This window comes from Acidobacteriota bacterium (assembly GCA_030697165.1).
Lineage (GTDB): Bacteria > Acidobacteriota > Vicinamibacteria > Vicinamibacterales > UBA2999 > 12-FULL-67-14b.
Window position 1 is genome coordinate 162,491 of sequence record JAUYQQ010000023.1, and the last position, 25,775, is coordinate 188,265.

Consider the following 25,775-nt stretch of genomic DNA (forward strand, 5'->3'; position numbering starts at 1 on the left):
CGGCGCGACAAGCTGCCCTCGAGACCTATGACTGCCCAATTACTGGCCAGGCGGATTGCCAGTGGCGACAGCACCGCGCTGGCCACGTGCGAAGCCCACCTCGAACGCATCAAGGCGATCGATCCGAAGTTGAGCGCCTTCAACACGGTGACGGTGGAACGCGCTTTCGATCGCGCTCGCGCGCTCGACGCGCAACAGCAGGCCGGCGCGCCCCTCGGCCCGCTGCACGGCGTACCGGTCGCGATCAAGGACAATATGTGCACGGCCGGGGTGCCGACGACGGCCTCGTCCAGGATCCTGCGCGGCTACGTGCCGCCCTACAGTGCCACCGTCGTCGCCCGGCTCGAAGCCGCCGGCGCGATCATGGTCGGCAAGACCAACCTGGACGAGTTCGCCATGGGATCGTCCACCGAGAATTCGGCGCTTGGCCCGACCCGCAACCCCTGGGATGTCGCGCGCACGCCCGGCGGTTCGAGCGGCGGCTCGGCGGCGGCGGTGGCCAGCCGCATGGTGCCGCTGGCGCTCGGCTCCGACACGGGCGGCTCGATCCGCCAGCCCGCCGCGTTGTGCGGCATCGTCGGCTTGAAGCCGACCTATGGCCGCGTGTCGCGCTACGGCCTGATGGCCTTCGCGTCATCGCTCGATCAGATCGGGCCGTTCACGCAGACCGTCGCCGATGCCGCGCTCGCCTTCCAGGTGATCGGCGGGCACGACGGCCACGATGCGACCTCGTCCACCGAGGCGATGCCGGATCTGCAGGCGGCGCTGACCGGCGACATCAAGGGCCTGCGGATCGGTGTGCCCAACGCGTTTCTCGGCGAGGGGGTCGACCCGGCGGTGTTGGCGGCGTTCCAGGAGGCCCTGCGCGTGTTCGAGTCGCGCGGCGCGACCCTCGTCGACATCCAGTTGCCGCATGCCGGCTACGGCATCCCGGTCTACTACCTGATCGCCACTGCGGAGGCTTCGTCGAACCTCGCGCGCTACGACGGCGTGCGCTACGGTCACCGGACCACGATTGAGAAAGAGGACACGCTGCTGACCATGTACGAGCGGTCGCGCGATGAAGGCTTCGGGGCCGAGGTGAAGCGCCGCATCATGCTCGGCACCTACGTGCTGAGCGCCGGCTACTACGATGCCTACTACCTGAAGGCACAGCAGGTGCGGACCCTGCTGCGGCAGGACTTCGAACAGGTCTTCGCCACGGTGGACGTCGTCGCCACGCCGACCACGCCCACGCCGGCGTTCAAGCTGGGCGAGAAGACCAGCGACCCGATCCAGATGTATCTCAACGACATCTTCACGGTGAGCGCCAACCTGACGGGCCTGCCGGCGATCAGCGTGCCCTGCGGCTTTTCTTCGGCTCGGCTTCCGATCGGGATCCAGCTCACCGGCCGAATGTTTGATGAGGCGGCGCTACTGCGGGCGGCCGATGCCTATCAACGCGACACGACGTTCCATACCGAGGCTCCCCTCCTTCGCTAAAGCTTCCACCTCCGCCGAGGCTACGGCGGACAAGCCGGAGGGCAAACCGCACCGACGACCCGGGCGTCACTGGGCGGTGATGTTGGGCCGGCCCTGGCGCAGTACGAACTTTTGAATCTTGCCCGTCGCCGTCTTCGGCAGTTCCGCGACCGGCGTGAAGCCGTGCGGCACCTTGAAGTGGGCCATGTTCGCGCGACCGAACTCGCGGAGCGCCTCGGCGGTGGCCGACTGGCCGCTCTTGAACACCACGTACGCGTGCGGCGACTCGCCCCACTTCTCGTCGGGCAGCCCGACCACCGCTACCTCCTGGATCGCCTCGTGCCGCAGCAGCATGGCCTCGACTTCGACCGATGAGATGTTCTCGCCGCCGCTGATGATCACGTCCTTCAGGCGATCCGTAATCTGCACGTAGCCGTCAGGGTGCACGACCGCTGCGTCGCCGGTATGGAACCAGCCATCGGCCATGCACTTCTCGGTCGCCTCGGGATCGTTGTAGTAGCCGGCCATGATCACGTTGCCGCGCGCGACAATTTCGCCGGCGGTCTTCCCGTCGGCAGGCACTTCGTACCCTTTGTCATCCACGACCCGCAATTCGCCCGACGTGATCAACTCGACGCCCTGTCGCGCCTTGATACGGGCGCGCTCGTCGGCCGGGAGCACCGCGTGCTCGGGGCGCGGCTCGCAGATGCTGATGGCTGGGGCGGTTTCAGTCAGACCGTAGATCTGCGTCACGACCCACCCGAGCTCGTCCTCGATGCGCTGGATGGTCACGGCCGCCGGCGGCGCGCCGGCCGTCATCACGCCAACCCCGCGCGGCACGCCCTGCTTCACCGCCGAGGGCGCGTTGGCCAGCATGATCAGCACGGTCGGCGCCGCGCACATCCGGGTGACCTGCTCCTCCTTGGCGAGCCGAAACACCGTGGGGGCGTCGAACTTCGGCAGGCAGATGTGCCGGCCGCCGGCGGCCGTGACGGTCCACGTGAACGTCCAGCCGTTGGCGTGGAACATCGGCAGCGTCCACAGGTAAGTGTCGGCCGGCGTCATCGGGGTGTGCGTCAGCATGCCGACGCAGTTCATCCACGCGTTGCGGTGCGTGATCATCACGCCCTTCGGCCGCGACGTCGTGCCGCTCGTGTAGTTGATGGTGAGCAGGTCGTTCTCGCCAATGGCCGGCCGCGTGAACTCCGGCGCGCCGTTCGCGACCAGGTCTTCGTAGTCCAGCCAGCCCGGCGCCAGGCCCCTGTCCTCCGTCTTGTCCGCCGTAGCTTCAGCGGAGGCGGAAGCCTTGGCGAAGGAGGAATCAAGGGACACAAACTGCGTGACGCTCTTCAGGTCCGTGCGAATCGAGTCCACCGCTTCCAGGTAGTCGCTCGACACGCAGACGACCGTGGCGCCGCTGTGCTGGATCATGTAGCGGAAGTCGTCGGCCACCAGGCGGAAGTTGATCGGCACGAGGACCGCGCCGATCTGGGGGATGGCATAAAACGATTCGAGCTGCGCGTGCGTGTTGGGCGAAATGTAGGCGACCCGGTCGCCCTGCTTCACGCCCAGGCGCTGCAACGCCGACGACCAACGGTCGCAGCGGTCGAAGAACTCGCCGTACGTCCACCGCGCGGCGCCATCGACGACACCCTCGCGGTTGGCGTAGAGCCGCCGCGTGCGGCGCATGAATTCAAGGGGAGTCAGGGGCACTTCCATCGGCGTGAATCATAGCCGATGGAGATAGGTGCTTAAGGTGCCTAGGGTGCCTAAAGTGCCTAAAGTGCCTAAAGTGCCTAAAGTGCTAGGAGACGACGGCGGGCGGCTGTTGGCGGCGCATGAAGGCCCACACGACGAGGCCGAGCAGGACGAACGGTATCGCGGGAATCAGCAGCGAGATCAGGGCGGCGAACAGGCCGATGATGGCGACCACGGCGCCGACGACCAGCAGTATTGGCAGGAGCGCCGCGCCGGCCGCGAGGCCAATCGCGCCCGTGACCAGGCCGAAGGGGATCCACAGCAGCTTGAACAGGATGCGCAACGGCAGGAACACAGTCCACAGCACCAGCTTCAGGACCAGGAAGATGAGGCCGAAGACAAACGCCACGGCGAGACCTGCGGCCAGGATTCCGGCAAACGCAATCATTTCGATCATCTCAATTGAACAGACGAGGCAGGGGGCCCTTGGGTTCCGGGCCAACAGAAACCACGAAGACCGAAGGGCACGAAGCAAAACCCGTTAAGGGTTCGTGTTCTTCGTGCGCTTCGTGGTTGCGGTCTCAGCGCAGGTCGACGACGACCTTGAAGTCGGGCAGATCCCACTGGACGAGGTTCTGCTTAACCTCTTCCATGGCAACACGTTCCGGCTTGATCAGCTTCGACGCGGGCAGCATGTCCAGCGTTTCGGCGTCGAGGCGGACGCGGGCACCGCGGCGCAACTGCTTGGCGCGCAGGGCGGAGACGTCCACATAGAGGAAGCGGCTTTCGATGGGCGCGGCCTTCGGGTGCTCGATGGGCGCGTCGTCATCCGCAGGGGTGGCGTCGGTGGTCTGCGGGATTTCAGTCTCTGACATAGCCATTCAGTCTACTACGGGACAGGGATCGGGGAACAGGGATCGGGGACCGGCCAGATTCCGGCCCAATCCCCAACAACCCCCGCTCCCTGATCCCTGATCCCTGATCCCTGATCCCTGATCCCTGACTAGGCCGCGACTTCGACGTTAATCGTCCGCGGGCGGGTTTCTTCACGGAACGGCAGCTTCACGGTCAGCACGCCGTTCTTGTATTCGGCGGCAATGCGGCTCGCGTCGACGCTTGACGGCAGCGAGAACGACCGGCTGAACGTGCCATACGCCCGCTCCACCCGGTGAAACTGCTCCTGCTTTACGTCGGTGGCGAACTTGCGCTCGCCCTTGAGCGTCAGCGTGTTGTTCTCGAACACCACCGCGATGTCTTCGCGCTTCATGTCCGGCAACTCGGCCTTCAGCACCAGCTCCTGCTGGCCGTTCTCGAAGATATCAACCGCCGGCACCCAGCGGCCGTTGGTCAGGAGGTCGGCGAACGGATCGAATCGAACGATGGACATTTCTCTCTGCCTCAAAAGGCTCCGGCTAAAGCCGGAGGCTACATCTGGAATCTCCGGCTAAAGCCGGAGGCTACAACTGGACTACCGCGTCTCCGCGAACTCTGCGTCAACGACCTCGCCGTCTTTCGCGGCATCGGCCGGGGCTTCCTGCTTCGGCGCGTCTTCTGCTGCCTTGGCAGCCTGCGCCGCCTGGTGCGCTTCGGCTTCCGCCTTGTTACGGGCCTCCACTTCCTCGCGCTTCTTCGCATCGTCGGCGGCCTGGGCTTCAGCCTCCTTCACCATGCGGTTCACTTCGTCCTTGCTCAGGCCGCTGGCACCGCTGATGGTGATGGTCTGCTCCTTGCCGGTCGCCTTGTCCTTCGCCATCACGCTGACAATGCCGTTGGCGTCGATGTCGAAGCTCACCTCGACCTGTGGCAGGCCGCGTGGCGCGAGCGGCAGGCCCGTGAGGTGGAAGCGTCCGAGCGTCCGGTTGTCGCGCGCCATCGAGCGCTCACCCTGCAGCACGTGCACTTCCACGCTGGTCTGGTTGTCGGTCGCCGTCGAGAAGGTCTCGCTCTTCTTCGACGGGATGGTGGTGTTGCGCGGGATGAGCACCGTCATCACGCCGCCCAGCGTTTCAATGCCGAGCGAGAGCGGGGTCACATCGAGCAGCAACAGGTCCTTCACGTCGCCGGCCAGCACGCCGCCCTGAACCGCCGCGCCAATCGCGACCACTTCGTCCGGGTTCACCCCCTTGTGCGGCTCCTTGCCGAAGTACTCCTTCACCACCTGCTGCACACGCGGCATGCGGGTGGATCCGCCGACCAGCACCACTTCGTCCACGTCGGACGGCTTGAGGCCGGCGTCGGCCAGCGCCTGCTTGAGCGGCCCGATCGTCCGCTGCACCAGGCCCTCGACCAGCGACTCGAGCTTCGCCCGCGACAGCTTCATGGTCATGTGCTTGGGACCCGAAGCATCGGCCGTGATGAACGGCAGGTTGATCTCGGTTTCCATCACCGACGACAGCTCGATCTTGGCCTTCTCAGCGGCTTCCTTGAGACGCTGAAGCGCCATGCGGTCCTTGCCGAGGTCAATGCCGTCGCTCTTCTTGAACTCCGCGGTCATCCACTCGACCACGAGCTGGTCGAAGTCGTCGCCGCCCAGGTGCGTGTCGCCGTTGGTCGACTTGACCTCGACCACGCCCTCGCCCACTTCGAGCACCGAGATGTCGAACGTGCCGCCGCCCAGGTCGAACACCGCGATGGTTTCGTCCTTCTTCTGGTCGAGGCCGTACGCCAGCGCCGCGGCGGTGGGTTCGTTGACGATGCGCAGCACGTTCAAGCCGGCGATCTGGCCGGCGTCCTTGGTGGCCTGGCGCTGCGAGTCGTTGAAATACGCCGGCACGGTGATGACCGCGTCGGTGACCTTGTCACCGAGATAGTCTTCGGCGGCCTGCTTCAGCTTGCCCAGGATCATCGCGGAGATCTCGGGCGGCGAGTACTGCTTGCCGCGCACGGTGATGCGCGCGTCGCTCGCCGGGGTCTGCGACACCGTGTAGGGCACCCGCTTGGTTTCCTCGGTGACTTCGTTGAACTTGCGGCCCATGAACCGCTTGACCGAGAACACCGTGTTCTCGGGGTTGGTCACGGCCTGGCGCTTGGCAACCTGGCCCACGAGGCGGTCACCATCCTTGCCAAAGCCGACCACGGACGGAGTCGTACGAGCGCCCTCTTGGTTGACGATGACGGTGGGCTGCCCGTTTTCCATGACCGACACGACCGAGTTGGTCGTGCCCAGGTCGATGCCAATCACTCTGCCTTTAGTTGCCATGTTGGTTGTGTCCTCCCTTGGACTTTTCAAGTATGCCCGATACATGAGTGTATGTCAATAATCAAATATTAGCGTCTTACACTCATGCTGTTTTTGACGCCGGGAAACCGGAATCGTTTCTTGACCGCGCTAGAATCGAGGCAATGGCCGCGTTCAACAGTTCGATGGACATCGACCCAACCGACCTGGCCCAGGACGTCCAGCGGTTGCTCGAGGACCTCGCCCGGCGGCGCCCTGACCGGCGGCACGTGGTCTCGGGCGAGTGCATGCCGGTCGTCGACGTCTTCGAGACCGAGCGAACGGTCGAAATCGTCCTCGACCTGCCGGGGGTGGCCGCCGACGCGCTGCGCGTGCTGATCAAGTCCGGCGTGGTGTTGATCGTGGGCGAGAAAGAACGGCCCGTCCTGTCGACGAACACGCCGGCCAGCTACCACCTGGTCGAGCGCGACTTTGGCCGCTTTGCGCGCGCCGTGCGCGTGGCCGGCGCGGTGGATGCCGGGGGCGCGCGCGCCCGCCTCGCGCAGGGCGAACTGCGCGTCGTGCTCCCCCGCCGTGACGAGCGGCGCGGCCAGGGCCTGCTGATCCCCATCGACACTGGCGCACCTGATGGTCCGGCTTCCACCTCCGCCACGGCTTCGGCGGACAAGGAAGCCGGACGCCACATCGCCCCGGCGACCGAATGAAGCTCCTCTTCATCGGCGACATCGTCGGCCGCCCCGGGCGCGACTTGCTGCGCAAGCACCTAAAAGCCCTCGCCGCGGCCCACTCCGTGGACCTGGTAATCGTCAACGGCGAGAATGCGGCGGGCGGCGCCGGCATCACGCGCGACAACGCCAACGAGATCTTCGGCGCCGGCGCGGACGTGATCACGACCGGCAACCACGTGTGGGACAAGCGCGAAGCGCTCGAGTTCATCGTGCACGAGCCGCGGCTGATCCGGCCGGCCAACTACCCGGAGGGCACGCCGGGGCGAGGGTCCCACGTCGCGGTCAGCCGATCGGGCGTCCGCGTCGGCGTGGTCAACGTGATGGGGCGTGTGTTCCTGCCGTCGCTGGACGATCCCTTCCGGACCGCGCTGCGCGAAATCGCGCGGGTAAAGGCGGACGGTGCCCAGGTGGTGTTCGTGGACATGCACGCCGAGACCACCTCTGAGAAGGCCGCGCTCGGGTGGTATCTCGACGGCCAGGTGGCGGCGGTGATCGGCACGCACACGCACGTGCAGACGGCCGACGAGCGCATCCTGCCCGGAGGCACCGCCTGCCTCACCGACGCCGGCATGACCGGTCCGCACGACGGCGTCATCGGCATGGACAAGACCGCGGTGATCGCGCGCTTCGTCACCGGACTGCCGGGCCGCTTCGAGCCGGCGACCGGCGATGCGCGGCTGCACGGCGTGACCATCACCACCGACCCGGCGACGGGCCGCGCGACCGCGATCGAACGCGTCGCGCTGACTGAAGTGCAACTGCAGGCCATCACCGATCGCGCATCAGCTGCCGTATGAGCAAGTTGCCTTTTGATGACGAACCGCCACAGACGCCCAGGGTGCCTCAGGTGCCTACGGTGCCTGAAGTGCCTGAAGTGCCTACGGTGCCTAAAGGGCTAGTGCCAGGTGCGCCTGTGCCGGTGCCCAAGCCGCGCTACGAGTTCTCGCCGAAGCTGACGGAGGGCGAAGCACCAAAGGCGCCAGCGGCGCCAGTTCGACAGGTACTTACCGTCAGCGAGCTTTCAGCGACGATTCGCGACGCGCTCGAATCCAAGTTCCAGAACATCTGGGTCGAGGGTGAGATTTCCAACGCGCGACTCTGGAACACGGGGCACCTCTACTTCACGCTGAAAGACAACGCGTCGCAGATCAAGGCGGTGATCTTCCGCGGCTCGCTGCGCTACCTGAAGTTCAAGCCTGAAGACGGCCTGCGCGTCGTGGCGCGCGGCAAGATCAGCGTCTATGACGTCAAGGGCGAGTACCAGCTGATCTGCGAGCACCTGGAGCCGCAGGGGTTCGGCCCCTTGCAGGTGGCGTTCGAGCAGTTGAAGAAGAAGCTCGCCGCCGAAGGCTTGTTCGACGCGTCGCGCAAGCGGCCGCTGCCGGCGCTGCCCCGCCGCATTGGCCTGGTGACGTCGATTGACGGCGCGGCGCTGCGCGACATGGTGCGCGTGCTGCGGCGGCGCTATCCCAACGCCCACCTGATCATCGCGCCCACCCGCGTGCAAGGCGAGGGCGCGGCCGGCGAGGTCGCCCGCGCACTCAAGCTCGTGGCGCGCGTCCCGCACGTCGACGTCATCATCGTCGGCCGCGGCGGCGGCTCGCTCGAAGACCTGTGGGCCTTCAATGAAGAAGCGGTGGCGCGCGCCATCGCGGCCTCGCCCGTCCCGGTCATCTCCGGCGTCGGGCACGAAACCGACGTGACCATCGCCGACTTCGTCGCCGACCTGCGGGCGGCCACGCCGTCGGCGGCGGCGGAACTGGTGGTGCGGCGCAAGGACGAGTTCTTCGCGCACATCGACCGCATCGGCGAGCGGCTCGACGCGGCCATGGGCAATCGGCTGCGCCGGATGGAATCACGGCTCCACCTGCTGGAGGCGCGCCCGGGCTACTCCGGATTCCCGGGCCGCCTGGCCTTTCGCGGCCGGCACGTCTCGGAACTCGCCTCGGTGCTGCGCCACGGCGTCGGGCAGTCGCTGGCGCGGCGGGCGCGCCGCCACGACCTGCTGCGGCGATCGCTCGACCAGTTCGACCCGCGCCACCGGCTCGGCGCCATCCGCACGCGCCTGGTCTCGCGCGACGCGCAGCTGACGGCTGCGGCGCGCCGGCGCATCACCCTGTCACAGGGCCGGTTCGGCAGACTCGCCGCTCGCCTGGAAGGCCTCAGCCCACTCGCGGTGCTTGGCCGTGGCTACGCCGTGACGTGGAATGCCGAGCGCACGCGGATCATCCGGGATGCCGACACGTTGCGGGTTGGCGACGAGGTCAGGGTCACCGTGCAACGCGGCGCGTTCGGCGCGACGGTGACAGAAGTAACAAGCAAGGGCGAACAACTCACAGGAGAATAGAAGATCAGGAGACCTTGATTTGAATTTCTCTTATTCTCCTGATCTCCTGTATTCAAGGCATCCATGGACCCAACTATCAAAGATTTCGAGGCCGCCATCGCGGAACTCGAAACCATCGTCAAGAAGCTCGAAGAGGGCGACCTCGCGCTCGAGAAGTCGCTCGAGCTCTACGAGCGCGGCGTGCAGCTCTCGCGGTTCTGCCACTCGCGCCTCGAAGAGGCCGAGAAGCGCATCGAAATCGTCAACGAGCGCGGCGAGCTCAAGCCGGCCCCGGCCTCGCTGCGCCTGCCCGATGGCGACGACGAGCCGTGACGTTGACGTTCGCCGACTACGTCGACGCGCGGCGCAGGGACGTGGAGGCCGCGCTGGTGCAGCATCTGCCGGCGCCCCCCGCCACGCCCGCGGTGGTCGCCGACGCCATGCGCTACAGCCTGATGGCCGGCGGCAAGCGGTTGCGGCCGCTCCTGGTTCTCGCCGGCGCCGAAGCCGTGGCGCAGGCCCTGGGCGGCTCTGAAGCCGCGGCGCGCGATGCCGCGATGCCGGCCGCGTGCGCGCTCGAGATGATCCATACCTACTCGTTGATTCACGACGATCTCCCGTCGATGGATGACGACGACCTGCGGCGCGGCCGGCCAACCTCGCACGTGGTGCACGGCGAGGGCATGGCGATTCTGGCCGGCGATGGCTTGCAGGCCGAAGCCTTCAGCCTGCTGGCGCGCGAACCGCAGGGGTACCACCCGACCTTGATGACCCGCAAGCTGCGCGTGATCGCCCTGGTGGCCGGCGCTGCCGGCTCGGCGGGCATGGTGGGCGGGCAGGCGATTGATCTCGCGGCCGTGTCGCCGGCACCGGGCGTCGCGGCGGCGGCGCTCGACGCCGACGGGCTGCAAGCCATGCACATGCGCAAGACCGGCGCGCTGATTCGCGCCTCGGTCGTCGCCGGGGCCGTCATGGGCGGCGCCGACGATCGCCTGGCCGCCACGATCGATGAGTACGGCCGCGAGATCGGTCTCGCGTTCCAGATCGTCGACGACATCCTGGATGTGGAAGGCGCCGCGGCCACGCTGGGCAAGACCGCCGGCAAGGACCAAGCGGCCGGCAAGCCGACCTACCCCGCTTTCTTCGGCCTCGAACAGGCTCGCGCCCTCGCGGCCGGTTGCCACACCCGCGCGCGCGCGGCGCTCGAGCGCGCCGGCTTGCTTGATTCCCGGCTGAGCGACATCGCCGGGTGGATCATCAAACGAGACAAGTGAGGGCTTGGGGCTTGGGACCTGGGGCTTGGTAAAGCGACAACGGCTCGACACGCTGCTGGTGGACAAGGGCCTGGTCGAGACCCGGGAGAAAGCCCGCGCGCTGATCATGGCCGGGCAGGTCGACGTGGATGGCCACGGCGCGGCCAAGGCCGGCACCATGGTCGCCGTCGACGCCGATGTCCGCGTCATCGGGCCCGAGCACCCGTGGGTCAGCCGCGGCGGGATCAAGCTGGCCCACGCGCTCGACACCTTCGGCATTACCGCGACCGGCCAGGTGGCGTTTGATGTCGGCGCCTCGACCGGCGGCTTTACCGATGTCTGGCTCGACCGCGGCGCCACCCGCGTCATTGCGCTCGACGTCGGCCACAGCCAGCTCCATTGGAAGATCCGCAGCGACCCGCGCGTCGCGGTGATCGAGCATGCCAACGCCCGGCACCTCAAGCCCGGCGACCTGCCCGACGTGGGTGCGCCGATCACGCGCGTCAGCATCGATGTATCGTTCATCTCGCTGCGCCACATTTTTCCCGTGTTGCCCGCGCTGGTCGCCCCGGGCACCGAGATCGTCGCCCTGGTCAAGCCGCAGTTCGAAGCCGGCCGCAAGGACGTGGGCAAGGGTGGGTTGGTCAAGGACCCCGCCGTGCACGCGCGGGTCGTGGCCGAGGTGACCGCCGCCGCGGCTGAAGTAGGATTGACTCGCGTGGGCCTGAGCGATTCCCCAATTACTGGAGCCCACGGCAACACGGAATTCCTGATGCACCTTCGATGCGCATAGGCATAGCGGTCAAACCGGGACTCGCCGAGGCGCGCGAGACGCTGATCGGCGTCGAGCAGTGGCTGCAGACCCATGCCGTCGACGCCGTGTGGACCGAGGAGGCGGCCGAGCTGCTGCCGCCCGCCACGCGCACCGTCGTCACCCGCGCCGCCCTGCCGGCCGACCTCACCTTGCTCCTGGTGCTCGGCGGGGATGGCACGCTGCTGGCGCTGGCCAAGGCCATCGCCGAAGCCGGTCTCGACATTCCGCTGCTCGCCGTGAACTTCGGCTCGCTGGGCTTTCTGACCGAGATCACGCGGCCCGAGATCTACGCGTCGCTCGACGCCGTGCTGAACGGCCGCGCCACGCACGACGAGCGCATGATGCTGAAGGCGGTCGCCACCCGCGCGGGTAGCATCACCACGCATCTCGCCCTCAACGACATCGTGTTCACGCGCACGGCGCTCTCGCGCATGATCGAGCTCGACGTCTCGGTCGGCGATCAGTTCGTGACATCGGTCAAGGCCGACGGCTTGATCGTCGCGAGCCCCACCGGCTCGACCGCCTACAACCTGGCCGCGGGCGGCCCCATCGTCCATCCGGCGATGGACGCGCTGGTGCTCACCCCGATCGCGCCACACTCGCTGACCAACCGCCCGATTGTGATCCCGTCCGAACGCGAGGTGCGGGTGAAGTCAACCGGCACCAACGCCGGCAACGTCTACGTCACCATTGATGGGCAAACCGGCTTTGAGATGGAACAGGGGGATGAGGTGGCCATTGCGCGTGCGGCGCGCCCCTTGCGCCTGGTCCGCGCCTCGGCACGCAGCTATTTTGAAGTGCTGCGCCAGAAGCTTAAATGGAATGAGAGGTAAACAGGAGGCAAGGAGATCAGGAGAAAATCCAACTTTCTCCTTATCTCTTTATCTCCTGTTTATCTTTCGTGCTCCGCCGGTCCCGGAAGTACTGCACCTGCCACGTCTGCACGTTGCGATTGTGATCCGCCAGGTTTGATGCGAAGACGTGCGTGCCGTCGTTACGGCTGACAAAATACAGGTAGTCGACGGCCGCCGGCTTCACCGTGGCCTCGAGCGACGCGCGGCCCGCGGCGGCAATGGGACCGGGCGGTAATCCGGCATAGCGATAGGTGTTGTACGGCGAATCGAACTGCAGGTTCGCCCGCGTCAAGTTGCCGTCGTATTGACCGGCTTTCTGCAACGCGTAGATGACGGTGGGATCGGCCTGCATGCCCATCCTGATCCTCATCCGATTCCGATAGACCGCCGCCACCAGCGGCCGCTCGTCACCACTGCCGGTTTCCTTCTCGACCAGTGACGCCAGCGTGACGACTTGCCGCACCGTCAGCCCGTCGGCAGCGGCGACGGCACGCAGATCCTCATCAAACGCCTTCTTGAAACCGGCCACCATCTGCGCCACCACCTCGGTGGCAGGGGTGTGGCGCGGCAGCGCGTAGGTCTCGGGAAACAGGTAGCCCTCGAGATCGGACGCGGCCGGGTCCAGGTCGTGGATCAGCGACGCGTTCTGCGCGGCCTTGGCGAAGTCGGCGGCCGTGCCGAAGCCGCGCTGCTCGAACACTGCCGCCATCTCCGCAATCGTGAGGCCTTCGCGAAACGTCAGCAGCCGCTTGTAGACGTCGCCGCGCGCGATCTTGTCGACGACGGCGAGGGCCGTCATCGGCGCCTCAAAGCGATACTCCCCCGCCTTCAGCTCACGAGCCCGGCCGCTGAGCAGCACGGCCACTCGAAAGGTCAGGGCATCCCGCACCACGCCGGCCTCGACGAGGCGCGCGCCGATCCCGACCGGACCCGTGCCCGAGGGAATGTCGACGAACGACTCCGCGCCGGTGGCGCCGCGGTACGGCTGCTGCACGCGGGCGTAGACCCACCACGCGCCGCCGGCCGCGAGCACGGCCAGCACCACCAACAGCAGCGCAATTCGTCCAATCCATCGCATCATGTGTTCAGAAACCGTCGGTAGCGGCGCGTGGCCGCGCGTCCAGAAAGTCCTGCAGGATGATCGCCGCGGCGGCGGCATCCAGCTTTGCCTTGCGCTTGCGCCAGTCCTTCTCGTCCACCGCCAGCCGCGATTCGGCCTCGACGCTGGAGAGCCGCTCGTCCTGGAGGACGACCGGCACCGCGACCTTCGACTCGAGCGCGCGCGCGAACGTCTCCACGATTGGGGTCTGCTTGTTGGCCGACCCATCGAGCCGGCGTGGCCATCCGACCACGACCGCCTCCAGCCCATCGTCATCCTGGATCAGCGCCGTGACCTCGGCGACGACCATGCGCAGGGTTTCCGCGTCAGACGGTGGCCGCTGCAGCAGCCGCCAGGGCGAGGCCAGCGTCGCGGTGGCGTCGCTCAACGCGAGGCCAATGCGCCGCGCGCCGTAGTCGATGCCCAGGACACGCACGGGGCCAGTATAATTCGCCAACGTGCGAAGACTGGCCGCTGTTCTCGTGCTCGTGTTGATAGGTCCGCCTGAAGGCGGACGCTACATGCACGACGGCGAGACGACAATGTGGCGTCCGGCTTTCTTGTCCGCCGTAGCCTTGGCCGAGGCGGAAGCCGGACTATTCGCGCAGTCGCCGGCCGATGAGGTGCGCGCGCGCGCGGCGGCGCGGATCCGATCGCTGCAGGCGGAGGCGGACCGGCTGGCGGCGCAGTCCCGCACCGTGTTCGGCGAGTTGCGGCGGCTCGAGCTCGAGCGCGAGATCGCGCGCGAGGAGGTCGCGCGCGCCGAGGCTGACCTGACCCGGGTGTCGGCCACCCACGCACAAGCCGCGGCGCGGTTGAAGGGCCTCGAGGCCACGCGCCTCGCGCAAACCCCCGGCGTCAGCGAACGGCTGATCGAAATTTCGAAACGCGGGCGCGGCGGCTACCTCCAGCTGTTGCTCGCCTCCGACGATCCTCGCGCCTTTGGCCGGCTGAGCCGCGGTGTCGCGGCGGTGGCCGAGCTCGACCGGGTCCGCCTCGAAACCCACCGCCGGACCGTCGTGGCTGAACGCGCGGCGCTGGCCACGGTCGAGAAGGAACGCGCCGCCGTCGAGCAGTCGCGGAGCGCGGCGCAGCGCACGCGCGCCACGCTCGATGCGGCGGTGGCGGCCCGCAACCGGCTGATCGACAGTCTCGATCAGCAGCGCGACCTGGCGGCGCAGTTCGTCGGCGAACTGCAGGCGGCGCAGCGGCAGATCGAACGGACGCTCGCCACGGCCGACGCCACCTCGGCCACTGCTGCCCTGCCGATTCGCCCGTTCCAGGGCGACCTGCCGTGGCCGGTGACCGGTCCCGTGGTGTCGCGGTTCGGACGGTCGACCTCCGGCCGTTTCGGGACGGCCATCGTCCGAAATGGTATCGACGTGGCCGCTCCGGAGGGCACCGTCGCCACCGCCGTCCACGAGGGCCGGGTGGCCTACGCGGCGCCGTTTGCCGGCTTTGGCGTGCTGGTCATCGTCGATCATGGCGGCTCGGCCTTCACGCTCTACGGTCACCTGTCCGAGGCCATGGTGTCCGAGGGAACCGTGCTGAAGGCCGGGGAGATAGTCGGCCGGGTCGGGCTCGCGCCGGCCGGAGCGGCGGCGCTGTACTTCGAAGTGCGGATCGACGGACGCCCGGTCGATCCCCTACAATGGCTGAGGAGATCTACTAGATGAAGATTCGCGGCCGGGTTCTCGTGCTGGCGGTGTCGGTGCCGGTGATCGCATTCGCCGTCGTCGGCGGCTTCCTGGGCAACAGCGCCCTGGCTCGCGAAGACAGCTATCAGTACCTGCGCACCTTCGAAGATGTGGTGTCGTTGATCGCCAACAACTACGTCGAGGAAGTGAACATCGACAAGGTGATGCACGGCGCCATGCACGGACTGGCCGATGGCCTGGATGCCGACAGCGCCTACCTCGACCCGGCGCAGGTGAAGGTGCTCGACCAGGGTGATGCGGGCGCCGCGGCTCACACCGGCCTCGAGATCACCCGGCAGTACTATCTCCGGGTCATCGCCTCCCGCGATGGCTCACCCGCGGCCCGGGCCGGCCTCATGACCGGCGACTACATCCGCGCCATCGACGGCCAGTCCACGCGCGACACCTCGGTGCACGAGGGCATGCGCCTGCTGCGCGGCAAGGCCGGCACCACGGTTCGCCTCACGGTGTTGCGCGGCAACGCCGCCGAGCCGCACGACGTGGAGTTGACGCGCGAGAACTTGCCGGCGGCGCCGGTGAAGTCCCGAATCGCCGCGCCGGGCGTCGGCTATCTTCGCGTCGCGGAGTTCGGCAAGGCCACCGTGGATCAAATGAAGACCGAGGTGGCATCGCTGACCAAGGCCGGCGCCAAGAGCCTGATCGTTGACCTGCGTGGCTCGGCGTTCGGCGACACCGACGCCGGCGTCGCGGCCGCGCGCTTGTTCGTCAAGACCGGCGTGCTCAGCTACCAACAGGATCGCGGCAAGGAAAAGGCCGCGGTGTCGGCGGCCACCGGCGATGGCGCGCTCGCGGTGACCACGGCGGTGTTGACCGACAACGGCACTTCGGGTGCGGCCGAAGTCTTCGCGGCGGCGCTCTCGGGTAACCAGCGCGCCACCCTGGTCGGCGAGCGCACCTTTGGCCGCGCGGCGCGGCAGAAGCTGGTACGGCTGCCCGACGGCGGCGCGCTGATGCTGACCCACCTCGTATATCTCACGCCCGCGAGCGTGGCCATTCACGAGAAGGGCCTCACGCCCGATGTGCCGGTCGAGCAGCCCGACATCGAGTTCGGCCAGGCGGCGCCGGCCACCGACGCCACGCTCGACAAGGCGATTGCATCGCTGACCGTCAAGGCCGCGGCCTGATGAACAAGCAGGACCTGATCGCGAAGATCGTCAAGGACACCGGCGCCACCAAGGCGCAGGCGGCACGCATCGTGACCGTGTTCTTGGCATCGGTCACGAAAGCGCTCAAGAAGGGCGAGGCGGTCACTTTTGTCGGGTTCGGCACTTTCAAGACCGCCGTCCGCAAGGCCCGAAAGGGCCGCAACCCCCTCACGGGCGGTGCCATCCGCATCCCCAAACGCAAGGCCGTTCGGTTCAGCGCCGGCAAGGCGCTGAAAAAAGCCGTCAACTGACAGCCGGCACTAAAGTGCCGGCCTTCTGACACCAAAGCTCTGTTATACTTTTTTGTCGGCTTTTGGCCCCTCGACTCAGAGAGTGTAGGTCGCTCGGGGCCACCCTGAGCGGAGTCGAAGGGTGGGCCGAAATTCGCACGAGATAGGCGCGTAGCTCAGTTGGTTAGAGCGCCTCCCTGACACGGAGGAGGTCGATAGTTCGAATCTATTCGCGCCTACCATTCGACTCACCTGCGTTCCGCCTACGGCGAACCGCAGGTTCGCTCATGGCGGGCCATTGATGGGTCGAATGTCCTGAGTGAGTGGCGGGCCGGCTGAAAGCCGGGTCGGCACGAATCGAAGGGCAACTCGCGCTCATGGCAGGCCATCTGGTGCGTCGAATGTCCTGAGCGAGCGGCGAACCGGCTGAAAGCCGGATCGACGCGAGTCGAAGGGCAACATCAATCCCATGAACCAAGTCACAGTCACACTTCCGGACGGGTCGACGAAACAAGTCGAGTCCGGCGCGCCGGTCAAGGCGGTCGCCGAGGCGATCTCGCCACGCCTGGCCGAAGCCGCCCTCGCGGCGTTTGTCGGCGACCGGATGGTGGACCTGACGTATCCGCTCACCGCCGATGCGCCGGTCCGGATCGTGACCAACAAGAGCCCGGAAGCGCTCGAACTCTATCGCCACTCCACGGCCCACCTGCTGGCGGCCGCGGTGACGGCCCTCTTCCCCAAGGTCCAGTGCGGCATCGGTCCGCCCATTGACGATGGGTTCTTCTACGACTTCGTGGTCGAAAAGCCGTTCGTCCAGGAAGACCTGGAAGCCATTGAAGCGAAGATGAAGGAGCTGGCGGCGCAGGACCTGGTCTACGAACGCCAGATCTGGCCACGACAAGAAGCCATCGACTTCTTCACCAGGCGCGGCGAGCCGCTCAAGGTGCAGCTGATCGACGAGAAGACCGCCGGCCAGCCCGACGTTTCGGTCTACACCATCAAGGACAAAGAGACGTTCCTGGACTTCTGCGTCGGTCCGCACGTCCCGTCGACGGGCCGCCTCAAGGCCTTCAAGCTGACCACGACCAGCAACGCCTACTGGAAGGGCGATGCGCAGAACCAGCCGATGCAGCGCGTCTACGGCACCGCCTTCTTCACGCAGAAGGAGCTCGACGAGCACCTGACCCGCATTGAGGAAGCGAAGAAACGCGACCATCGCAAGCTGGGCAAGGAACTCGGCCTGTTCGCCTTCCATCCGTTCGCGCCCGGCGCGGGCTTCTGGACCGGCAAGGGCGCCACGCTCTACAACACGCTCGCAGACTACATGCGCGGCAAGCTCTTCCCCGCCGGCTACCAGGAAGTGAAGACGCCGATCGTCTATAACAAGGCGTTGTGGGAACTGTCGGGGCACTGGTCGCACTACCGCGAGAACATGTTCCTGGTGAAGTCGGCCGACGACGAAGAGATGGGCCTGAAGGCGATGAACTGCCCCGGGCACTACTTGCTGTACTCGACCGAGAAGCACTCCTACAAGGAGATGCCCATCCGCTTCCACGAGCAGACGCCGCTGCACCGCAACGAAGCGTCCGGCGTGCTCGGCGGGCTGACGCGCGTCCGCCAGTTCTCGCAGGACGATGGGCACTGCTTCCTGATGGAGTCGCAGATCCCGTCCGAAGTGGAAGCGCTGCTGCGTCTGATCCAGGGCATCTACCAGGACTTCGGCCTGGCGTACACGGCGAAGCTGTCGACCCGTCCCGAGAAGTTCATCGGCGAAGTCGAGCTGTGGGATCGCGCCGAGGGCGCGCTCAAGGAAGCCCTGGACAAGGCCGGCCAGCCGTACACCATCAACGCCGGCGACGGTGCGTTCTACGGCCCCAAGATCGACTTCGACATCACGGATGCGATTGGCCGGAAGTGGCAGTGCGGTACGATCCAGCTCGACTACGTCGCGCCCGAACGGTTCGACCTGAAGTACACCGGCGCCGACAACAAGGATCACCGGCCGGTGGTGATTCACCGCGCCATTTTCGGCAGCTTCGAGCGGTTCATTGCCATCCTGATCGAGCACTTCGCGGGGGCCTTCCCGCTGTGGCTGGCGCCGCTCCAGGTCGTGGTCCTGCCGATTGCCGACCGTCACAACGACTTCGCCGACGAGGTGGTCGCCCTGCTCAGGGGCGCCGGCTTCCAGGTCTGGTGTGACGACCGGGTCGAAAAGCTGAACTACAAGATCCGCGAGGCCCAGCTCCAAAAAGTGCCGTATATGCTGGTAATTGGCGACCGGGAGGCCGCCGATCGGGCCGTTTCGGTGCGCAGTAAGGCCAAAGGGGACCTGGGCGCCCGTCCCGTGGACCAGTTTCTGACCGACGCGCTTGCCGAGGTCCGGTCTAAAGCGTTATCCTAGTAATCTTTGTCGCCTGGAGGAAAAGCTTATCGCCTTCGATAGATCTCGCCCGACCCGTCGTGACGACCGTCTCCGCATCAACGAGCGGATTCGCGTCCGTGAAATTCGCGTAATCGACGACGCGGGGCAGCAGCTGGGCATCATGCCGCCGCCCCAGGCCCTGATTCTTGCCCGGCAGAAGGGGCTCGACCTGGTGGAGATCTCCCCCACGGCCGTGCCGCCCGTCTGCCGGATCATGGACTACGGCAAGTATCAGTACCAGGAGCAGAAGCGCGCCCGCGAGGCGAAGCGGCACCAGAAGGTGATCGAGGTCAAGGAAATCAAGTTCCGTCCCAAGGTGGACGAGCATGATTACCAGTTCAAGAAGCACCACATCGAGCGCTTCATTGAAGACGGCGACAAGGTCAAGGCGACGATTTTCTTCCGTGGGCGCGAAATGGCGCACCCGGAGATCGGCCACCGGATCCTGATGCGTCTCATCAAGGACCTGGAAGACGTGGCGATGGCGGAAACCATGCCGCGGCAGGAGGGCAATCAAATGCACACCATCCTGACCGGCAAGAAGGGCGCGCCGAAGCCGGCCGTCAAGAAGACTGACGCGGCCGAGACGGCCGCCAATGTAGTCGCGGCCGAGACGGCCGCCAAGGTAGTAGTGGCCGAACCGGCCGCAAAAGAGTAGCGGAATGTAGTGTCCGGCTTTAGCCGGACCGGGAATAGGAATCATGGCGAAGAAGCAGAAGTTGAAGACCCACCGCGGCGCGGCCAAGCGGTTCAAGAAGACGGGCACGGGCAAGGTCGTGCGCAGTGCGGCGTTCAAGCGCCACATCCTGACGAGCAAGACGACGAAGTCGAAGCGTCACGCGCGCGGTTCGAAGGTGGTCACGCCGGGCGACGCCCGGAAGATCAACCTGATGCTGCCGTACAAGTAAGACGCCGGGTTGATTTTCGGCGCCGGATTGAGAAAATCAACCCGGCGTCCTCGGTTTGGGCGCGTCGCGGCAGCGGTTTGGGGCATTTTCGCTGCGACGTTTCAAGCGCCCGCCAGGGCATTTCGCTTCTGGCTCAAGTCCGGTCAACCACCGGCCCCCAAAGTCGCAGCAGGACAGTCATGCCTCGCGTCAAACGCGGTACCGTACGTCGTCAGAAGCGCAAGAAGCTCTCGAAGCTCACCAAGGGCTATTTCCAGAACAAGAGCAAGCTTTACAAGTTCATGAAGGAGGCGTCCGAAAAAGCGGGCGTCTACGCGTACACCGGTCGCAAGCTCAAGAAGCGGGATTACCGCGGCTTGTGGATCATCCGCATCAATGCGGCAGCGCGCGAGAACGGTCTTTCGTACAGCAAGTTCATGCAGGGCCTGAAGGCCGCTGGTATTGAACTCGACCGCAAGAGCCTCGCCGAACTGGCCGCGCGCGAACCGGCCGCCTTTACCAAGATCGTCGAACAGGTCAAGACAGCTACAACTGCTTAAGTAGCCGGTAGCCAGTAGCCAGTAGCCAGAAAGACCCGGGCAGCCTGGATACTGGCTTCTGGATACTGGCTACTTCCATGAGCACCATCGACACCTCCATCGGTCCAGATCGGGCGCGGGAACTTTTCCGCGCCGAGCTGGCCGATGTACGGACCGGCGCGGAACTGCAGGCCCTGCGCACGCGCTGGGTCGGCCGCAACCACAGTTGGAGTGCCGCCTTCATGGAGGCGCTCAAGACCGCGACCCCTGAACAGAAGAAGACGCTTGGCAAGGGCGCCAACGAGCTCAAGAAAGCGGTCGAGGCCGCGCTCGCCGAGCGCGAAGCCGCGCTCGCCGCGACCCGCCGTCCCGCCAACGCGGTCGACATCACGCTGCCCGGCCGCCGGCCCACCCTCGGCCATCGACATCCGCTCAGCCTGATCCGCGACGAAGTCGGCGGCATCTTCACGCGCCTCGGCTACCAGGTGCTTGAAGGGCCGGAAATCGAGGACGATTACCACAACTTCGAAGCGCTCAACATGCCGGAGGAACACCCGGCGCGCGACATGCAGGACACGTTCTACCTTCAGACGCCGCTGATACCGGAAGCGACGGCTAAAGCCATCGCTCTCCGAACGTCTGCTCCCCAGCCACTGACGCTGCTGCGTACCCACACGAGCGCGATGCAGATCCGGCACATGGAGATGAACGCACCACCGGTGCGACTGGTCGCGATCGGCCCCGTGTACCGCAAAGACGCGCTCGACCTCACGCACACGCCGATGTTCCACCAGGTCGAAGGCCTCGTAGTCGGCAAGGGCGTAACGCTCGCGGACCTCAAGGGCACGCTCGCCGCCATGGCCGAAGCGCTCTTTGGCCCTGGCACCGGCGTGCGGTTCCGGCCGAGCTTCTTTCCCTACACGGAACCAAGCGCCGAAGTCGACATCCAGTGCATCAAGTGCAAAGGCTCGGGCTGCGCCATGTGCAAGCGCACCGGGTGGATCGAGATTCTCGGCAGCGGCATGGTGCACCCCGCGGTGTTCGAAGCGGTCGGCTACGACTCGAATGAAGTGACCGGCTTCGCCTTCGGCATGGGCGTCGAGCGCGTGGCGCTGCTCAAGTGGGGCGTCGAAGACATCCGCCTGTTCTACGAGAACGACCTCCGCTTCCTGGAGCAGTTCGGCCTATGAAGGTCCTGCTCTCCTGGATCCGCGAGTTCGTCGACGTGCCCGAGTCGGCCGAGGACATCGGCACGCTGATGTCGGTGCGCGGCCTCGCGCTCGAAGGCCTGGATCCACATGGTGACGATGTGGTGATGGACTTCGATGTCACCGCGAATCGTCCTGACTGCCTGTCGATGATCGGCATCGCGCGCGAGATCGCGACGGCGTACAACCGCCCTCTTCGTTCGGAGGGCGATGGCTTTAGCCGTCGCCATCCAGCGGGGGCTGAAACCCCCGCTCTCCGAACGTCCACTGACGCCATCCCTGTCACGATCGAAGCCCCGGACCTCTGCGGACGGTACGTCGGCGCAATCGCCGACGTGACCGTCGGGCCGTCCCCGCAGTGGCTGCAGGACCGGCTCTCGGCCTGCGGCATTCGCCCGATCAGCAACGTCGTCGACATCACCAACTACGTGCTGCTCGAACTGGGACAGCCGATGCACGCGTTCGACCTCGACAAGCTCGCCGGTCCCGGCATTGTCGTCCGCCGCGCGAAGCCGGGTGAGTCGATCACGACGCTCGACGGCAAGAAGCGGACCCTCACGTCCGACATGCTGGTGATTGCTGACACGGCCCGCGCGCAGGCCATCGGCGGCGTGATGGGCGGCGCCGAGTCCGAAGTCTCGGCAACCACCACCCGCATCGTGTTCGAGGCCGCGCATTTCACGCCCTCGTCGGTTCGCAAGACCAGCAAGACGCTGGGCCTCAAGACCGACGCCTCGACGCGCTTCGAGCGCGGCATGGACGTCACGGCGCCCGCGCGCGCCATGGCCCGCGCCTGCCAGTTGCTCGAACAAATCGCTGCCGGCAAGGCGGCCGGCACGATTGAGGACGTCTACCCCGCTCCGCAGCCCGCGACCTCGCTGGTCCTCGAGCGCGCCGGCGTGTCGGGCCTGCTGGGCATGGACGTGCCGGACGCGAACGTGGAAAGAATCCTACGGTCGCTTGGCTTTGACGTTCGGTCCGCCTCCGCCAAGGCTTCCACCCCCGCCGAGGCTGCGGCGGACGGGTCGGCGGGACACGCGGGCTGGAGCATTACCGCGCCGGCGTGGCGGGTGGACATCAAGCGGCCGGTGGATCTGATCGAAGAGGTCGGACGTCACCACGGCTTCGAGCACCTCCCCAGCACCTTTCCGGGCGTGCAGCAGGCGCCGGCCTCGTCCGATCCGCGCATCGTCCGGGATCGCCGTGTGCGCACTGCGCTGCTCGGCATGGGCTATTCCGAGGCCATCACCTTTGCCTTTATCGAAGCGGTCGCGGCGGAGCCGTTCCTCTCCTCGACAACGCTCGGGGCAGGCGGCCGTGAAGCGCCGGTCGCGCTGGCGAATCCCCTCTCTGAGAAGTTCGCGGTGATGCGGCCCAGCCTGCTGCCGGGCTTGATCGACGCCGTGAGCCACAATCGCCGCCACGGCCGCCGCGACGTGCAGTTATTCGAGATCGGCACCCGCTTCTCGCCCCGCGGCGAGTCGCGTGGCGCCGCCTTCGCGTGGACCGGGCTCGCCACCGCCGACCACTGGAGCGGTGCCCGCCGCGAGGTGGACTTCTTCGACGTCAAGGGCGTGATCGAGCAGCTCGCGGCCGTCAGCCTCGTGACGCCGGCCTTCGCCGAGACCGATGTGCCGTACCTGGTGAAGGGCCGCGCGGCGGGGGTCGTGGTCAACGGCCAGCACGTCGGCGTGGTCGGCCTGCTCGCCCCGTCGGTCGCCGACCGGCGCGACTTGCCCACTGGCGACGAGGTGTACGTCGCCGAGATCAACCTCGACCTGCTGACGGCCCAGGCGCCGGCCGGCACGCTGCGCGCGAATGCGCTGCCGCGCTTCCCGTGGGTCGTCCGCGACGTGTCGATTCTGGTGGACGATGCCTTGTCTGCCGGGACGGTTCGTGGCACCATTCGTTCGGCTGCTCCGGGGACGTTGATCGACATTCGCGAGTTCGATCGCTACCAGGGCAAGGGCATTCCCGACGGCAAGGTCAGCTTGTCGTTCCGCCTCACCTTCCAGTCGCCGGAGCGCACGCTCACCGACGAGGAAGTGCAGGCGGGCATGCAGCACATCATCGACGCGCTGACGCGCGACTTACAGGCAACTCAGAGGTAACGGATGGCGACCAAGACGACCCCCGGACTGGAATCGATCGACCGGCTCGAAGAAAAGATCAAACTGCTCGTCAACACCATCGTCCGCATCAAGGCCGAGCAGGTGAGATCCGGCGAGGACAACGCCAAGCTCAAGAGCGAGATCGAGGCGCTCAAGGCGCGAATCTCCACCGCCGAGAGCGCCGGGGCCGAAGTCACCACGCTGCGCGAGGAACGTGAACTCATCAAGAGCCGCGTCACCGACATGCTGCAGCAGCTCGACGGCCTGAACCTCTGACATGGCTGAGCCGAAGGTGGTTCACGTCGAGGTCTACGGGCAGAAGTACCCGATCAAGACCGAGCTCGACCCGCACTATGTCGAGCAGCTGGCGACGTTTGTCGAGTCGCGGATGGAGCTGGCCTCCAAGACCTCGCCCTCGAGCGACGCCGTCGGCCTGGCCGTGCTGGCGGCCCTCAACATCACTGACGAGTTCTTCCGGACCCGGACGTCCCTCTTGAACAGCTCCGGGAACCTCGCGGCCAAGGCCGAGGCCATCGAGAAGATGGTCGACCAGGCTCTCTCCCTGGCCGAATAGCCCTTCCCTCTTCTTCAAAATCATTCCCGCCGCTGCCCTCTTTTTCGTTTATCTGTCTTTCGCCCTATTTTCGCCTGCTTGCTTGACCCGCGGGTCCGGGAAGCCTAAGATCGAATCTCCTGCTTTGCTCGTGATGGTTTCGGAGGCTTGTCTGAGCCGATGTTTTAAACCAAGCGAGTTGCGAAGCCATGTGGTGTGCATGCCTCCGCGGAGAGGAAGCCTAAAACGTGGTTATTACAGCGACTCCACCTGCTATGCAGGTTCAGCAATCCTCCCCACACGGCAAAGCGGGATTCAATGCACCTCCGGGGCACGCCGATGGCGTGCCCGCTGTAGCTCGTAACTGGCAAGTTCGCAGATCCGCAGGCCTACGGCTCGCCTGGTGCAGTGCTCACGAGCCGAAACCAAGTCCGGCCGGAGCAAGCCGAGTTCGCCTGAGCCAAGACCCGGTTTGGTTGTGACCGTTTCAGACTTGGGCGAGCACGCCCTCTTGGGGCGCCTGCTGGCACGTCTCCCCCGCCCGTCGGCCCAGGTGCTGGTGGGGCCGGGTGATGACGCGGCCGTACTGGCGCCCGTCCGGAACGAACGTCTGGTGGTCACCACCGACGCCCTCGTCCAGGGCGTGCATTTTTCGAGCGCCTTCTCGCCGGCCGACATTGGCCACAAGGCGCTGGCCGTGAACTTGAGCGACCTGGCCGCCATGGCGGCGACGCCGCAGTGGGCCTTGCTGTCGTTGGTGTTACCCGGCGATTGGCTGGTTACTGACGTTGAAGGATTAGTGGATGGGCTGACCGCCCTGGCCGTGGAGCACGGTGTTTCGGTGGTCGGCGGGAATATCACCCGGACCACGGGTCCCCTGGTGGTGGACGTCACGGTGGGCGGCACGGTGGCCTCCCGGAAGTGGCTGACGCGCACCGGAGCGATAGCTGGCGACGAGATTTGGGTAAGCGGCACCCTCGGGGGCGCCAGGGCGGGGCTGGAAATGCTCGGCAGTGCCACGCCGGGAGTCGGGAGTCGGGAGTCGGGAGTCGATCCGGCGTGCATCGGAAGGCAGCGGAGACCTGAGCCAAGAGTCCGCCTTGGGGTCGCGGTCGGCCGGGGACGGGCCGCGCGGGCGGCGATGGATTTGAGTGACGGCCTGGCCGATGGCATTCGCCAGATCGGTGCTGCCAGCGGGTGTGGCGCGCGGATTGACGCCGGCGCCCTCCCGATCGAACCGGGCGCCGGGGCCTGGTGGCAGGCTCGAGGCGTTGACCCGGTGATCGCCGCGGTCACTGGCGGCGAGGACTACGAGCTGCTGTTCGCCATCCCGAAGAAGGGTGGCAGGCTGCGAAATGTCCGGCGGCACGTGGCGAACCCGGCGATGACCCGGATTGGTGTGTGGCTGAAGGACCCGGGCGAGTTGGTGATTGACCGGGGCGGCCGCGACGAGCCGCTGCCCCGTGGATACGAACACTTCGCCGAGCGGAGCGAGGCAAAGACGACGCTGGCCGAGCGGAGCGGGGCAAAGACAACGCTTTGAGAATAGCT

The 25,775-nt window shown here is 66.4% G+C and carries 27 protein-coding genes, 1 tRNA gene and 1 other RNA gene; 22 read left to right on the forward strand and 7 right to left on the reverse strand.

Annotated elements, in window-relative coordinates; translation table 11 throughout:
- The first annotated feature begins 27 nt into the window (after positions 1-27).
- Positions 28-1,482, forward strand: a complete 1,455-nt coding sequence (gatA, locus tag Q8T13_22860) for an Asp-tRNA(Asn)/Glu-tRNA(Gln) amidotransferase subunit GatA (protein MDP3720615.1) — start codon at positions 28-30, stop codon at positions 1,480-1,482.
- Between the two features lie 66 nt (positions 1,483-1,548).
- Here gatA and Q8T13_22865 read toward each other — a convergent pair whose 3' ends face one another.
- The 5 genes from Q8T13_22865 to dnaK all read right to left on the reverse strand — a co-directional run bounded on the left by Q8T13_22865 (position 1,549) and on the right by dnaK (position 6,358).
- Positions 1,549-3,180 carry a long-chain-fatty-acid--CoA ligase gene (locus Q8T13_22865; GenBank protein MDP3720616.1) on the reverse strand — a complete coding sequence of 544 codons (1,632 nt, stop codon included), beginning with the start codon at positions 3,178-3,180 and terminating at the stop codon, positions 1,549-1,551.
- Positions 3,181-3,265: 85 nt separating this feature from the next.
- Positions 3,266-3,616: a hypothetical protein gene (locus Q8T13_22870; protein ID MDP3720617.1), complete on the reverse strand. Its 351-nt coding sequence runs from the start codon at positions 3,614-3,616 to the stop codon at positions 3,266-3,268.
- Between the two features lie 124 nt (positions 3,617-3,740).
- Positions 3,741-4,034 (reverse strand): DNA-directed RNA polymerase subunit omega, encoded by a 294-nt coding sequence (locus tag Q8T13_22875; protein MDP3720618.1) that lies wholly within the window; start codon positions 4,032-4,034, stop codon positions 3,741-3,743.
- Positions 4,035-4,162: 128 nt separating this feature from the next.
- Positions 4,163-4,546 (reverse strand): Hsp20/alpha crystallin family protein, encoded by a 384-nt coding sequence (locus Q8T13_22880; protein ID MDP3720619.1) that lies wholly within the window; start codon positions 4,544-4,546, stop codon positions 4,163-4,165.
- A gap of 81 nt (positions 4,547-4,627) precedes the next feature.
- On the reverse strand, positions 4,628-6,358 hold the full coding sequence (gene dnaK / locus Q8T13_22885) for a molecular chaperone DnaK (protein MDP3720620.1): 1,731 nt from the start codon (positions 6,356-6,358) through the stop codon (positions 4,628-4,630).
- Between the two features lie 143 nt (positions 6,359-6,501).
- Here dnaK and Q8T13_22890 point away from each other — a divergent pair, with 143 nt between their 5' ends.
- From Q8T13_22890 to Q8T13_22920, 7 genes are all read left to right on the forward strand, one after another.
- Positions 6,502-7,041, forward strand: coding sequence for an Hsp20/alpha crystallin family protein (locus tag Q8T13_22890; protein MDP3720621.1), 540 nt, complete (start codon positions 6,502-6,504; stop codon positions 7,039-7,041).
- Complete coding sequence (locus Q8T13_22895) at positions 7,038-7,862, forward strand: TIGR00282 family metallophosphoesterase (GenBank protein MDP3720622.1); 825 nt, start codon at positions 7,038-7,040, stop codon at positions 7,860-7,862. Before Q8T13_22890 ends, Q8T13_22895 begins: the two co-directional genes overlap by 4 nt.
- Positions 7,863-7,963: 101 nt before the next feature.
- Entirely contained in the window at positions 7,964-9,412 is a 1,449-nt protein-coding gene (gene xseA / locus Q8T13_22900; GenBank protein MDP3720623.1) for an exodeoxyribonuclease VII large subunit, read from the forward strand.
- Positions 9,413-9,475: 63 nt separating this feature from the next.
- A complete protein-coding gene (gene xseB / locus Q8T13_22905; protein MDP3720624.1) occupies positions 9,476-9,724 on the forward strand; it encodes an exodeoxyribonuclease VII small subunit in 249 nt (82 codons plus the stop codon).
- Complete coding sequence (locus Q8T13_22910; GenBank protein ID MDP3720625.1) at positions 9,721-10,665, forward strand: polyprenyl synthetase family protein; 945 nt, start codon at positions 9,721-9,723, stop codon at positions 10,663-10,665. Before xseB ends, Q8T13_22910 begins: the two co-directional genes overlap by 4 nt.
- A gap of 25 nt (positions 10,666-10,690) precedes the next feature.
- Positions 10,691-11,437: a TlyA family RNA methyltransferase gene (locus Q8T13_22915; GenBank protein ID MDP3720626.1), complete on the forward strand. Its 747-nt coding sequence runs from the start codon at positions 10,691-10,693 to the stop codon at positions 11,435-11,437.
- A complete protein-coding gene (locus Q8T13_22920) occupies positions 11,428-12,291 on the forward strand; it encodes an NAD(+)/NADH kinase (protein MDP3720627.1) in 864 nt (287 codons plus the stop codon). Before Q8T13_22915 ends, Q8T13_22920 begins: the two co-directional genes overlap by 10 nt.
- A gap of 40 nt (positions 12,292-12,331) precedes the next feature.
- Here the strand turns inward: Q8T13_22920 and mltG are convergent, their stop codons facing one another.
- Together mltG and ruvX are read right to left on the reverse strand one after the other, a co-directional pair.
- On the reverse strand, positions 12,332-13,393 hold the full coding sequence (gene mltG / locus Q8T13_22925; protein MDP3720628.1) for an endolytic transglycosylase MltG: 1,062 nt from the start codon (positions 13,391-13,393) through the stop codon (positions 12,332-12,334).
- 4 nt (positions 13,394-13,397) lie between these two features.
- Positions 13,398-13,847 carry a Holliday junction resolvase RuvX gene (ruvX, locus tag Q8T13_22930; protein ID MDP3720629.1) on the reverse strand — a complete coding sequence of 150 codons (450 nt, stop codon included), beginning with the start codon at positions 13,845-13,847 and terminating at the stop codon, positions 13,398-13,400.
- 22 nt (positions 13,848-13,869) lie between these two features.
- Here ruvX and Q8T13_22935 point away from each other — a divergent pair, with 22 nt between their 5' ends.
- From Q8T13_22935 to thiL, 14 genes are all read left to right on the forward strand, one after another.
- A complete protein-coding gene (locus Q8T13_22935; GenBank protein ID MDP3720630.1) occupies positions 13,870-15,087 on the forward strand; it encodes a peptidoglycan DD-metalloendopeptidase family protein in 1,218 nt (405 codons plus the stop codon).
- Positions 15,084-16,253 carry a S41 family peptidase gene (locus Q8T13_22940; GenBank protein ID MDP3720631.1) on the forward strand — a complete coding sequence of 390 codons (1,170 nt, stop codon included), beginning with the start codon at positions 15,084-15,086 and terminating at the stop codon, positions 16,251-16,253. Before Q8T13_22935 ends, Q8T13_22940 begins: the two co-directional genes overlap by 4 nt.
- A complete protein-coding gene (locus Q8T13_22945) occupies positions 16,253-16,525 on the forward strand; it encodes an HU family DNA-binding protein (protein MDP3720632.1) in 273 nt (90 codons plus the stop codon). The genes Q8T13_22940 and Q8T13_22945 overlap by 1 nt, the downstream gene beginning before the upstream one ends.
- Positions 16,526-16,669: 144 nt before the next feature.
- Positions 16,670-16,746: transfer RNA gene (locus Q8T13_22950), tRNA-Val, on the forward strand.
- A 227-nt stretch (positions 16,747-16,973) separates the two neighbouring features.
- A complete protein-coding gene (gene thrS, locus Q8T13_22955) occupies positions 16,974-18,905 on the forward strand; it encodes a threonine--tRNA ligase (protein MDP3720633.1) in 1,932 nt (643 codons plus the stop codon).
- A 28-nt stretch (positions 18,906-18,933) separates the two neighbouring features.
- Positions 18,934-19,584 (forward strand): translation initiation factor IF-3, encoded by a 651-nt coding sequence (gene infC, locus Q8T13_22960; protein MDP3720634.1) that lies wholly within the window; start codon positions 18,934-18,936, stop codon positions 19,582-19,584.
- 43 nt (positions 19,585-19,627) lie between these two features.
- The gene (gene rpmI / locus Q8T13_22965; GenBank protein ID MDP3720635.1) at positions 19,628-19,834 is read left to right on the forward strand and encodes a 50S ribosomal protein L35; all 207 of its coding nucleotides are present in this window, start codon (positions 19,628-19,630) and stop codon (positions 19,832-19,834) included.
- A 179-nt stretch (positions 19,835-20,013) separates the two neighbouring features.
- Positions 20,014-20,373 (forward strand): 50S ribosomal protein L20, encoded by a 360-nt coding sequence (rplT, locus tag Q8T13_22970; protein ID MDP3720636.1) that lies wholly within the window; start codon positions 20,014-20,016, stop codon positions 20,371-20,373.
- Between the two features lie 77 nt (positions 20,374-20,450).
- A complete protein-coding gene (pheS, locus tag Q8T13_22975; GenBank protein ID MDP3720637.1) occupies positions 20,451-21,542 on the forward strand; it encodes a phenylalanine--tRNA ligase subunit alpha in 1,092 nt (363 codons plus the stop codon).
- Complete coding sequence (gene pheT / locus Q8T13_22980) at positions 21,539-23,671, forward strand: phenylalanine--tRNA ligase subunit beta (protein ID MDP3720638.1); 2,133 nt, start codon at positions 21,539-21,541, stop codon at positions 23,669-23,671. Before pheS ends, pheT begins: the two co-directional genes overlap by 4 nt.
- A gap of 3 nt (positions 23,672-23,674) precedes the next feature.
- A complete protein-coding gene (gene zapB / locus Q8T13_22985; GenBank protein MDP3720639.1) occupies positions 23,675-23,947 on the forward strand; it encodes a cell division protein ZapB in 273 nt (90 codons plus the stop codon).
- 1 nt (position 23,948) lies between these two features.
- A complete protein-coding gene (locus Q8T13_22990; GenBank protein ID MDP3720640.1) occupies positions 23,949-24,245 on the forward strand; it encodes a cell division protein ZapA in 297 nt (98 codons plus the stop codon).
- A 113-nt stretch (positions 24,246-24,358) separates the two neighbouring features.
- Positions 24,359-24,543, forward strand: a non-coding RNA gene (gene ssrS, locus Q8T13_22995) — 6S RNA.
- 159 nt (positions 24,544-24,702) lie between these two features.
- Positions 24,703-25,767 (forward strand): thiamine-phosphate kinase, encoded by a 1,065-nt coding sequence (gene thiL, locus Q8T13_23000; protein MDP3720641.1) that lies wholly within the window; start codon positions 24,703-24,705, stop codon positions 25,765-25,767.
- The last annotated feature ends 8 nt before the right edge of the window (positions 25,768-25,775 follow it).

Coding starts and splice junctions, on each gene's coding strand:
- gatA (MDP3720615.1), top strand. CDS start 28: ATGACTGCCCAATTACTGGCCAGGCGGATTGCCAGTGGCGACAGCACC.
- Q8T13_22865 (MDP3720616.1), bottom strand. CDS start 3,180: ATGGAAGTGCCCCTGACTCCCCTTGAATTCATGCGCCGCACGCGGCGG.
- Q8T13_22870 (MDP3720617.1), bottom strand. CDS start 3,616: ATGATCGAAATGATTGCGTTTGCCGGAATCCTGGCCGCAGGTCTCGCC.
- Q8T13_22875 (MDP3720618.1), bottom strand. CDS start 4,034: ATGTCAGAGACTGAAATCCCGCAGACCACCGACGCCACCCCTGCGGAT.
- Q8T13_22880 (MDP3720619.1), bottom strand. CDS start 4,546: ATGTCCATCGTTCGATTCGATCCGTTCGCCGACCTCCTGACCAACGGC.
- dnaK (MDP3720620.1), bottom strand. CDS start 6,358: ATGGCAACTAAAGGCAGAGTGATTGGCATCGACCTGGGCACGACCAAC.
- Q8T13_22890 (MDP3720621.1), top strand. CDS start 6,502: ATGGCCGCGTTCAACAGTTCGATGGACATCGACCCAACCGACCTGGCC.
- Q8T13_22895 (MDP3720622.1), top strand. CDS start 7,038: ATGAAGCTCCTCTTCATCGGCGACATCGTCGGCCGCCCCGGGCGCGAC.
- xseB (MDP3720624.1), top strand. CDS start 9,476: ATGGACCCAACTATCAAAGATTTCGAGGCCGCCATCGCGGAACTCGAA.
- Q8T13_22920 (MDP3720627.1), top strand. CDS start 11,428: ATGCGCATAGGCATAGCGGTCAAACCGGGACTCGCCGAGGCGCGCGAG.
- mltG (MDP3720628.1), bottom strand. CDS start 13,393: ATGATGCGATGGATTGGACGAATTGCGCTGCTGTTGGTGGTGCTGGCC.
- Q8T13_22940 (MDP3720631.1), top strand. CDS start 15,084: ATGAAGATTCGCGGCCGGGTTCTCGTGCTGGCGGTGTCGGTGCCGGTG.
- Q8T13_22945 (MDP3720632.1), top strand. CDS start 16,253: ATGAACAAGCAGGACCTGATCGCGAAGATCGTCAAGGACACCGGCGCC.
- thrS (MDP3720633.1), top strand. CDS start 16,974: ATGAACCAAGTCACAGTCACACTTCCGGACGGGTCGACGAAACAAGTC.
- rpmI (MDP3720635.1), top strand. CDS start 19,628: ATGGCGAAGAAGCAGAAGTTGAAGACCCACCGCGGCGCGGCCAAGCGG.
- rplT (MDP3720636.1), top strand. CDS start 20,014: ATGCCTCGCGTCAAACGCGGTACCGTACGTCGTCAGAAGCGCAAGAAG.
- pheS (MDP3720637.1), top strand. CDS start 20,451: ATGAGCACCATCGACACCTCCATCGGTCCAGATCGGGCGCGGGAACTT.
- pheT (MDP3720638.1), top strand. CDS start 21,539: ATGAAGGTCCTGCTCTCCTGGATCCGCGAGTTCGTCGACGTGCCCGAG.
- zapB (MDP3720639.1), top strand. CDS start 23,675: ATGGCGACCAAGACGACCCCCGGACTGGAATCGATCGACCGGCTCGAA.
- Q8T13_22990 (MDP3720640.1), top strand. CDS start 23,949: ATGGCTGAGCCGAAGGTGGTTCACGTCGAGGTCTACGGGCAGAAGTAC.